Annotated in this window: 7 protein-coding genes; 4 read left to right on the top strand and 3 right to left on the bottom strand. The window is 32.4% G+C overall.

The genetic code is table 11. From position 1 onward, the window contains the following. Positions 1 to 343: 343 nt before the first annotated feature. Positions 344 to 1915, bottom strand: a complete 1572-nt coding sequence (locus B3R94_RS10225) for a Na+/H+ antiporter (RefSeq protein ID WP_291100615.1) — start codon at positions 1913 to 1915, stop codon at positions 344 to 346. A gap of 225 nt (positions 1916 to 2140) precedes the next feature. Between B3R94_RS10225 and B3R94_RS10220 the strand changes: the two genes are divergently transcribed. From B3R94_RS10220 to B3R94_RS10205, 4 genes are all read left to right on the top strand, one after another. Continuing rightward, the gene (locus B3R94_RS10220; RefSeq protein ID WP_038330308.1) at positions 2141 to 3019 is read left to right on the top strand and encodes a helix-turn-helix domain-containing protein; all 879 of its coding nucleotides are present in this window, start codon (positions 2141 to 2143) and stop codon (positions 3017 to 3019) included. A gap of 64 nt (positions 3020 to 3083) precedes the next feature. After that, positions 3084 to 4235 (top strand): iron-containing alcohol dehydrogenase, encoded by a 1152-nt coding sequence (locus B3R94_RS10215; RefSeq protein ID WP_038330306.1) that lies wholly within the window; start codon positions 3084 to 3086, stop codon positions 4233 to 4235. 510 nt (positions 4236 to 4745) lie between these two features. Then, a complete protein-coding gene (locus B3R94_RS10210) occupies positions 4746 to 4907 on the top strand; it encodes a hypothetical protein (protein ID WP_160279566.1) in 162 nt (53 codons plus the stop codon). Next, complete coding sequence (locus B3R94_RS10205; protein WP_280046417.1) at positions 4861 to 5118, top strand: hypothetical protein; 258 nt, start codon at positions 4861 to 4863, stop codon at positions 5116 to 5118. The genes B3R94_RS10210 and B3R94_RS10205 overlap by 47 nt, the downstream gene beginning before the upstream one ends. 560 nt (positions 5119 to 5678) lie before the next feature. Here B3R94_RS10205 and B3R94_RS10200 read toward each other — a convergent pair. Together B3R94_RS10200 and B3R94_RS10195 are read right to left on the bottom strand one after the other, a co-directional pair. Then, entirely contained in the window at positions 5679 to 6884 is a 1206-nt protein-coding gene (locus B3R94_RS10200) for a PepSY-associated TM helix domain-containing protein (protein WP_291100612.1), read from the bottom strand. Positions 6885 to 6890: 6 nt separating this feature from the next. Continuing rightward, positions 6891 to 9074, bottom strand: coding sequence for a TonB-dependent siderophore receptor (locus tag B3R94_RS10195; protein WP_291100609.1), 2184 nt, complete (start codon positions 9072 to 9074; stop codon positions 6891 to 6893). Between the last annotated feature and the right edge of the window lie 182 nt (positions 9075 to 9256).

Raw genomic sequence — 9256 nt, 5'->3', positions numbered from 1 at the left:
AAAATTCAGGGGGATATCCAGTTCGATACAATTTACGTTAATGAAAATCTGGTACTTCATATTCATTTTATCATCATTGAATCTCCAAGCACAGATTTCATTAGAAAAATTTAATTCTTCTGGAGCGAAGTAATTATCAAGTTTTACCATTTTTGATGGTTCTGTAATAGTGTTCAATTTTTCCTTGTGTTTGTGGATGATTGGGTCTTCCGTGTATTTGATCCATTTGATAATTGTCTTATAAATACGATTGAACAAAACCTCCTTTAAGAAAATTCACGTGTAATATCTTTTAGTACAAAAGAATAACTCTCCACGTCAACAAAGTGTTTTGTTTTTAAAATTAATGCATTCCCAGTTTTTCTTCCTGTAAATCGAGCATTTTTAAATGTTTACGTACAATTTCTTCGTCAAGAAGAAGTTCCTCACGGTTTTTGGAGATCAGCCATTCGCGCTGATGGTTTATGATATCCAAGTAAACTTCACGGTATTCTGGAAAATTCAGAATGACTTCCGAACTGTTGACACGATTTTCCCAGATTTGTAACTGATCCTTTATCGCCGGGAATTTTTCAAGTTTTTCGAAATGGGTATCCTGGATTCTTTTCACTCCTATTTTTGCAAGTTCGTTCCGGATTTCATTATCGATTTCCTTTTCAGAGCGGGTAAAATCAGGATCCTGAATTTTGAATTTTGTGATGAGAAAAGGCAGCGTCAAACCCTGAACCACCAAAGTGAGCAGGATGACCACGAAAGTGATAAATAAAATCAAGTTCCTGTGCGGAAAGGGTGTTCCATCCTGCAATGTCAGCGGAATTGAAAGTGCAGCAGCCAGTGAAACCACGCCGCGCATTCCCGTCCAACCAATTAAAGCAGGCACTTTCCAGCCTGGATTTTGTCGGTCGGCAACAGTGATGAAATTACGCATAATCATCGTGGTGAATACGGCACCATAAGCCGCAACGATTCTTGTTATAACCAGAATAACTGTAATCAAAACGCCATAACCAAATGCTGTGAACAAATCTGTTTCAAGCCCTGAAACAATCTGTGGTAGATCGAGCCCGATCATCATAAAAACAATACCATTCAGCAAAATAACCAAACTGCTCCAAACATTTAGCGTCCCTAAACGCGATGAAGTAGCCAGAAAAGAATGACTTCTGTTGTAAAGCAACAAACCACCACAAACTACAGCCAAAACACCGGAAGCGTGAAGCTCTTCCGCCACAAGATACATGAGGAACGGCGTTACGACTGTGAGTACAATATCGATATTGGCATCAGTTGGCAACAAGCGGTGCATCTTCATAAAGAAAATTCCTATAAGGATTCCGATTCCAGCACCCCCGATACACATCCACAGAAAACTAAGGGCAGCTTCGTGCCAGATGAATTGTCCCGTCGCAACGGCAATCATTGCAAAGCGAAAAATAATCAATGATGAAGCATCGTTCAGCAAACTTTCACCTTCAAGAATGGAAGAATACCGTTTCGGGATTTTTACAAATTTCAAAATCGCTCCGGCACTCACGGCATCCGGCGGCGAAACTATTCCCCCCAATAGAAAACCCAGTGCCAGCGAAAATCCAGGAATAAAATGATTGGCGACAAAAGCTACAACCAAAGAGGTAATAAACACTACCACGAAAGCAAAACTGACCACAATCCTGCGCCAGCGCCATAATTCTTTCCAAGAAGTCGCCCAGGCAGCTTCATACAAAAGTGGCGGCAGGAATATAAAAAATATTAGTTCAGGTTCTATATGAATTTTAGGCGTGCCGGGAATAAAACTGATGCCCAGACCGGCCAGGACCAGCAAAACCGGATATGCAACTTTTATTTTTTTGGCAAGCATCACCAGCAAAACGGTGATGATTACTAGGATCAGGTAAAATGTGAGATTCTCTAGCATTTAGTTTTTAGATTTTTTTGATTAAAGAAGTTTCTCGAAAGCTTTTCTTACACCGCTTACCAGGTACCCCTCGTCGCAATAAGTATATCTTATTTTATTGAGTATGTGAAGCATTGGCTGCGTTATCAAAATTCGTATCCACTTTTCGCTGAAAATTTACAAATTTAATTCGATATCCTATAGTTTTATTCTAATTTTGTAACGAAATCGAATGAAGAAAACGAAATGAAGCAGTATCACCTAAAAGATTTTAATCAAAAAAGAGAAGACGAAAATTTATCTTTTCGTGTATTCGATTTTACATCCGCTACTTTAGCCCCCTATACCATACCTCATCAAAATACACACTTTTGTGTCTTGATGGTTGAAGAAGGCATTCTGGCTTTACAAGTTGAAGAAAATAAACATATTCTTCGTCCTCATAAAGTAGCTGTTATTTTCCCTCATCAGGCCAGTTTAATACAAGTTCAATCTGAACAAATAAAAGGAAAACTTATACTTTTTGATGAAGTGCTTTTTTGTTCGGATATTCTTAAGAATGAACTTAGCGTATACAATGTCAATTTATCCACCCAATTGAATTGCACAATTTTAGAAGAAGAACCATTTAAAGAAGGCTTACGCACTGTAAAAATTGTACAAGATATTTATCACCACCCTAGTTTGATCAAGAAAGAACAAGCACGTTTTTTTATTAAAACGTTTTTATTATCACTGATTGAATCTGTACATGGCCAACACGCCTTACTTTCGACATCTCATAGCAGCGATCAACAATTATATGTGCATTTTAAAAAACTCTTGAACGAGCGATACAAAACTCAACGTACGGTTCAGTATTATGCGGATCAATTGCACATCACGCCTAAAAAATTAAACACCATTACGAAAAAGCATTGTGGAGAAACGGCTATTGATGCCATTCATCACCGCATCTTAACTGAAATTAAACGCCAGCTGATGTTTGGAGATCGTCCTCATAAAGAAATTGCTTTTGATTTAGGCTTTAATTCACCTGCTGCTTTGAATAAATTTGTAAAAGCAAAATTGAACGAAACCCCTACACAATTACAACAAGAATTGGCTCAAATGTATAACACGTAGTCCTGTTTGTATAATAGTAAAGACATTTTAGCCGCTAACTTTGCCGAATAAAATAAAATATAAAATGAGTAAATTATTTGTTGCGGGTGAAGTATTTCATGGCGCTGGATCTTTAGACGAATTAAAAAATATCAAAGGTAAAAAAGCATTTATTGTAACTGGAGGAAGTTCTATGCGTAAAAGTGGAACTTTAGATAAGGCGATTGCATATTTAAATGAAGCTGGTATAGAAACTATTGTATTTGATGGGGTTGAAGAAGATCCTTCTTCAGCTACAAGTTTTAAAGGTGCTGAAGCTATGCGTGAATTTCAACCAGATTGGATTGTTGGTTTAGGTGGTTGTTCAGCAATTGATGCTGCAAAAATGATGTGGGTTTTCTACGAACATCCTGATGCTGATTTTGATGCCATGACAACACCATTTACTGTACCTACGTTAAGAAAAAAAGCAAAATTTATTGCGATTCCTTCTACAAGTGGAACAGGAACAGAAACAACTGGTTTAGCCGTAATTACAGATCGTGAAAAAGGTGTGAAATACCCTATCGTTTCTTACGAATTAACACCGGATGTTGCCATTATAGACGGAGAAATTTGTGCTTCTATGCCTGCTCACATAACTTCAAATACAGGATTAGACGCTTTAACACATTGTGTAGAAGCTTATGTATCGAATATTGAAAATAACTACGCTGATGTTTTAGCGAAAGGAGGTTTAGAAATTGTTTTTGATAACTTAAAAGAAGCGGTGAATAACCCTACGAACATCAAAGCTCGTCAAAACATGCACGATGCATCTTTTATGGCAGGTTTAGCATTTAATAATGCATGGTTAGGAATTGTTCACTCATTATCTCACCAAGTTGGGGCATTATACGGAATCCCTCACGGTATGTCGAATGCCATCTTTTTACCTAATGTTATTCGTTATAACGCAAAAGTTTCAGATCGTTTTCCTGATTTAGCAAAAGTTATTGGAAAATCAACGGCTGAAGAATTAGCACAAGCTATTGAAACGTTAAGAAGCGAAGTGAATAATATTGGATCGATTAAAGAATTTGGTATTTCAAAAGAAGATTGGGATAAAAACTTAGATTATATTGCTAATAATGCTTTAGTTGATCCTTGTACAGGATTTAATCCACGAGTACCAACTTTAGAAGAGTTAAAAGAAATTTACAATATCTGTTACGAAGGTTTAGTTTACCAAGACTAATCTATTAAGACTTTGTAATATAACTCCTAACCTCAATTATCGAATGATAATTGAGGTTTTTAATTCTATCTTAACCGAAAAATTTTCTGTTAGGTTTGTTTGGTGTTTGTCCGTACTTCGTTCGGTGTTCGTTCGGTGTTAACTGTTTTAAAGGATTTTCGGTACATTACATTATTTTCTAGATTTTTTTCTTCGACATTCGATTTATTGATGAAAATTATTCAGTTTCAAAATCCTTAACTATTTCATTAAAATTACTGTTATTGTACTTGATCTATATCTCATTAACATCCATTACCTAAGCTTAGATCTTATTTACTACTTCTACTCTATCTTATTCTTTGATATTATGGTACAATAATATCTCTAAATGTCCTACTTTGTCGTATATGACACATAATTTTGATGAATTAATACAACTATGGTTTCCGTAAATATTTATCTATTATTTTGATATTATTCGTTATTTGATTTTGTTGATTTTGTTTATTTATTTCCTAAACTTTTACTATGGATAAACGTCAATTTTCTGAAAAAGATATCAGTACTAAATTAATTACTCCTGCGAAAGAAAATGCTGGATGGGATAGAATGCATCCATATTTTGAACAAAAGACTTTTACAGATGCACGCATTCATATTTGTGGAAATCTTACTGCTCGTGGTAAATAAACGTGCAGACTATATTTTATACTATAAACCGAATATTCCAATCGGAATTATTGAAATTAAAGAAAATAATCATAGTGTGGGTGCAGGAATGCAACAAGGTTTAGAATATGCAGCAATATTAAATTTATCATTTTTATTTTCTACAAGGGTAATTGTTTTCTATTTCATGATAAAACCATTCCTAATTAAATTAAAACTGAATTGGAATTAGACCAATTCCCCTGTCCTAAAACATTATGTAATAAATACCTGAAATACAAAGGAATTAAAATTGAATTAGCCAAAGAAATCGTAGAACAAGATTATTAAAAATATTTGAAATTAGAAGGAGATCCCATAGTATGGCTTAGGTATTCCTTTTCTTATTGTTCTTTTCTTTATTGATTAATTTTAAATTTTAATTATCAGTATTCATATGCCCTTCGGGGAACCGTCAAAAAAAGGAACCAAAAAAGACTTGTCTTTGATTNNCAGTAAAACATTTTAATCATGCCTCTCAACTTTTTGACACTCGCCTACAAATCATATGACATTTTTTAACCTTTTTCTATATTCAAATTCAGTTTTAATTATGAATTTTCTGATATTCGTTATTATCGTCTAAGTCTTCGATACAACGTTTTGCAATTTCCTAAACTTTCTGTAAAATTTGAAGTTAGTTGATTAAGCATTTATCTAAATAAGCATTGTCTTTGATAAAAAAAGACCTCATATTCACATAAAAAATGAATTAGAGGTCCTTTGACATCTTAACGTTTATTTAAAAACAACTTAACTTTTCTTCTTTTTTTTCCTTCTTCCCCACCATATCATAAAACCTGTTACTGGTAGAGAAGCAGAAATTAAGCTTACAACAAAAGCCAATATTTTTGTAGGCAATCCTAAAATAGATCCAACATGAATATCATAATTTGCTCCAACAACTTTCTCTCCAAAGTTCTTATCTTTTGGATCATGTATATGTAGCAATTCTCCTGAATTTTCATCAAAAATTAAACTACTGCTGCTATAATAAACTTGTTTTTTATGTGCAACATAAACTTCAAAATTTGGATGTTCATGATCGTCCATATGTTCATGTCCTAAATCAATAGAGAAACCATACGAGTTAGGATAGTTGGTTTTTACAGTTTCAATAATCTTATCGAGTGTAGATTCTTGTCTTAATTCAATTGGCGCAGATGTTTTTATATGAGAAAAATCTGGATAAGTTGTATTGCCTCCCGAAAATATCACATAAATAGCAGCTTGAATAAAGAAAAAAGAATAAAATAATCCAGTAATAGAAAATATTAAAGCGAAAATTGAAGAATAAAAACCTAAGATATTATGAAGATCATAATTTTTACGTTTCCAATTTTTTATGTTTTTCCATCTGAACCAGAAGCGTTGTTTTTTAGCAGCTTTATTTTTTGGCCACCATAATACAATACCGCTAATTAACATAAAAATAAAGATAATAACAGGAATTCCTACCACATAGCTTCCCCAGCTCTGTTTTAATAAGAAACTCCAATGTATCATTTTTACGATATTAAAAAAGCCATTTTTTTCATCATAAACTCTTAAAACTTTCCCTGTATAAGGATTTACATAAGCTTGTTTATAAATAGGAAATTCATCAAAATAATTCCAAGCATTTACATCATGTTCATACCAATAGAACATATAAGACATGTTTTTATCCATTGGTATATTTACCCAATGAATAGGATATTTTTCTTGGGTTTGTTCGTCAACTAATTTTTCAAGTTGACAAATTGGGATAACTTTCTTATTCTCTACATCTTTTTCTTGATGATAGATAACATCCTTACGCGCAATATTTTCAAATTCATCTTTGAAAACATATAACGCCCCAGTTACTGAAACAACAAAAATTATTAATCCAATAATTAACCCAAACCAGAGATGTAGTTTACCAAATATTTTTTTCAGTTTTCCTACTTTTTTTGATGATTTTTGCTTGGAAGCCATTTTTGATTAAAATTTATATGTAAGACTTCCCGAAACATTTACTAACTGTTGTGGATTTGCTGTTGTATAACCAATCCAATAATGTTCATTTGTTAGATTATCTACTTTTACACCTATTCTAAATTTCTTCGCATCGAAAAAAGCATTTGCATTTACGATAAAATATTCTGGTAAATAAAAGGTGCTATTTACTTGATTTTTGCTCGCATAGTTTGCTCCAATTCCGAATCCTAATCCTTTTATTTTACCATCTAAGAATTGATAACTTGCATTAAAATTTGCTAACCACTCAGAACCAGCAGTTGTAGGTCTTGTTCCTTCTAAAGAAGTATCTGTTGGATTTTCTTCAATTTTTGCATTATTATAAGCCAAACCTCCTACTAGCGAAAATCCTTTCACTAGATAAGCATTAAGCTCTAATTCTACCCCTTCACTTTTTACCTTTCCTGATTGTGATTGAACAGATTGAAAAGTATCAGTATATTCTCCTGTATATAATAAAGAATTTTTGACATTGATATTATAATAACTTAAGGTCGCATTAATTTTATTATTAAAAATATTCATTTTAAAACCTCCTTCAAATTGATTTCCTTTTTCAGGATCAGAAAGAACTTGAGTATTTTCTTTATCTATGGCATAATATCCATTGCTTTTGAAACTATTTTGGTAGTTTCCGAATACTGAAAACTTACTTGGAACAAATTCATACACAAAACCAAGCTTTGGGGACCAAGCTGATTGCGAATATGCTTTTGTTTCGTTAGAATATAATATTCCTTTTTTAGAATCATTATTCTCGTAACGAATAGAAGCTAAAATATTTAATCCTTGTATTGGTGTAAAAACATTTGAAATATATGCACTATACGTATTTAATTCACCTATTATTGGATATTCACCAACCGAATTCGAAGTATTATAAAAATCTTGTAAAGTATGATTATTCATGTTTGAATAATTTCCATTTTTAAACGGAACCCAATCAAAATCACCAGAAATAAATAGCTGATTATCTTTCGTTTGCATATAATCTAAACCAACAACCGTTCTATTTCTCATTTTACCAAATGTATAATCGAAATTAAAATTTTGTTGTAATTGGAAAATTGTTTTTTTACTATTTCTTGTTGATTGATCAGCACGCATAACGCCTAATTCTGTATCTAATGGATTTTTAGTATAAGTACTTTCTGGAGCTACATAAAAATATGGGCTAAATCCGTTCGATTGAGAATAAGCATTACTAATATTCGTAGATGATTTAATATGATCGTTAATTTTATAATTTATTTGACCAAATAAATTTCTGACTTTTGATTTGGCTTTAAGACCATCTCCAACATAAGATTGTTTGTAATCTAATCCCAAAACTCTTTCAAAATCTTTCATATTATTAATCCCTAAAGAAGGATTACCTGCTAAGTAAAAAAACATCTGCTCAGCCATTGCATTATTTTCGTACATTTCAAGATCAACGTTGATATCTAATCGATCATTCGGTTTGTAACGTAATGATGGAGCAAAAGCAAAATATTCATTTCCACTATTTTTTTTCTGAAAAGTACCAGAATTTGTATACGCTGTATTGACTCTAAACATTAATTTATTATCATTCGTAACTGGAGCATTAATATCTGCAGATGCACGGTAGTAATTATAACTTCCACCTGCAATACTTACTGATCCATCAAAATTTTCATGCGGTTTTTTTGTAATTCTATTTACAACACCTCCATAAGACGTAACATTACTACCAAACATTGTAGCAGAAGGACCTTTCAATACTTCTAATCTTTCTAAGTTTACAGCATCTATTGTAGTAGAAACAGGGGCTACCAAACCGTTACGTAAAGAGTTGTTGGAAACAAAACCTCTTAAAGTAACATAAGCTCCTCCATCTCCAGATCGACCGGTAGAATTCCACATTTTTTGTAAACCAGTTACATTACGATAAGCATCGTCTACTGTAAAAATAACTTGATGATCTAAAACTGATTTATCAATACTCGAAAAAACTTGAGGATTCTCGATAAACTTCAACGGCATTTTCTTTGAAGTATCGGTATCTTTTTTTATAAAAGTATTGATAATTACTTCGCCTAATGTATTTGTCTGTATTGAATCTTTTTCTTGTGCAGAAGTAATGCACGCATATAATAATGAAAGTACTATTGTTACTTTTTTCATTTTGAAAATTTTGACAAAGCTATTTCATTATTTTAATTTATTCTAAATTAATTTAATAGTTTTTTCTTATATTCATGTTTTATTAATTAAGTTTTTTTTATGATAATTGAAAAACATTAACATAACGAAATAAAAAAAATTCACTTTTAACAACATTTGAGATTAAGAGGAGGAGCCACGGT

Origin of the sequence: Empedobacter sp. UBA7611 (assembly GCF_002484365.1) — a bacterium.
In the GTDB taxonomy this organism is placed as follows: domain Bacteria; phylum Bacteroidota; class Bacteroidia; order Flavobacteriales; family Weeksellaceae; genus Empedobacter; species Empedobacter falsenii_B.
Note: the sequence above shows the minus strand (reverse complement) of the source record. Positions and strands in the feature narration are given on the sequence as shown.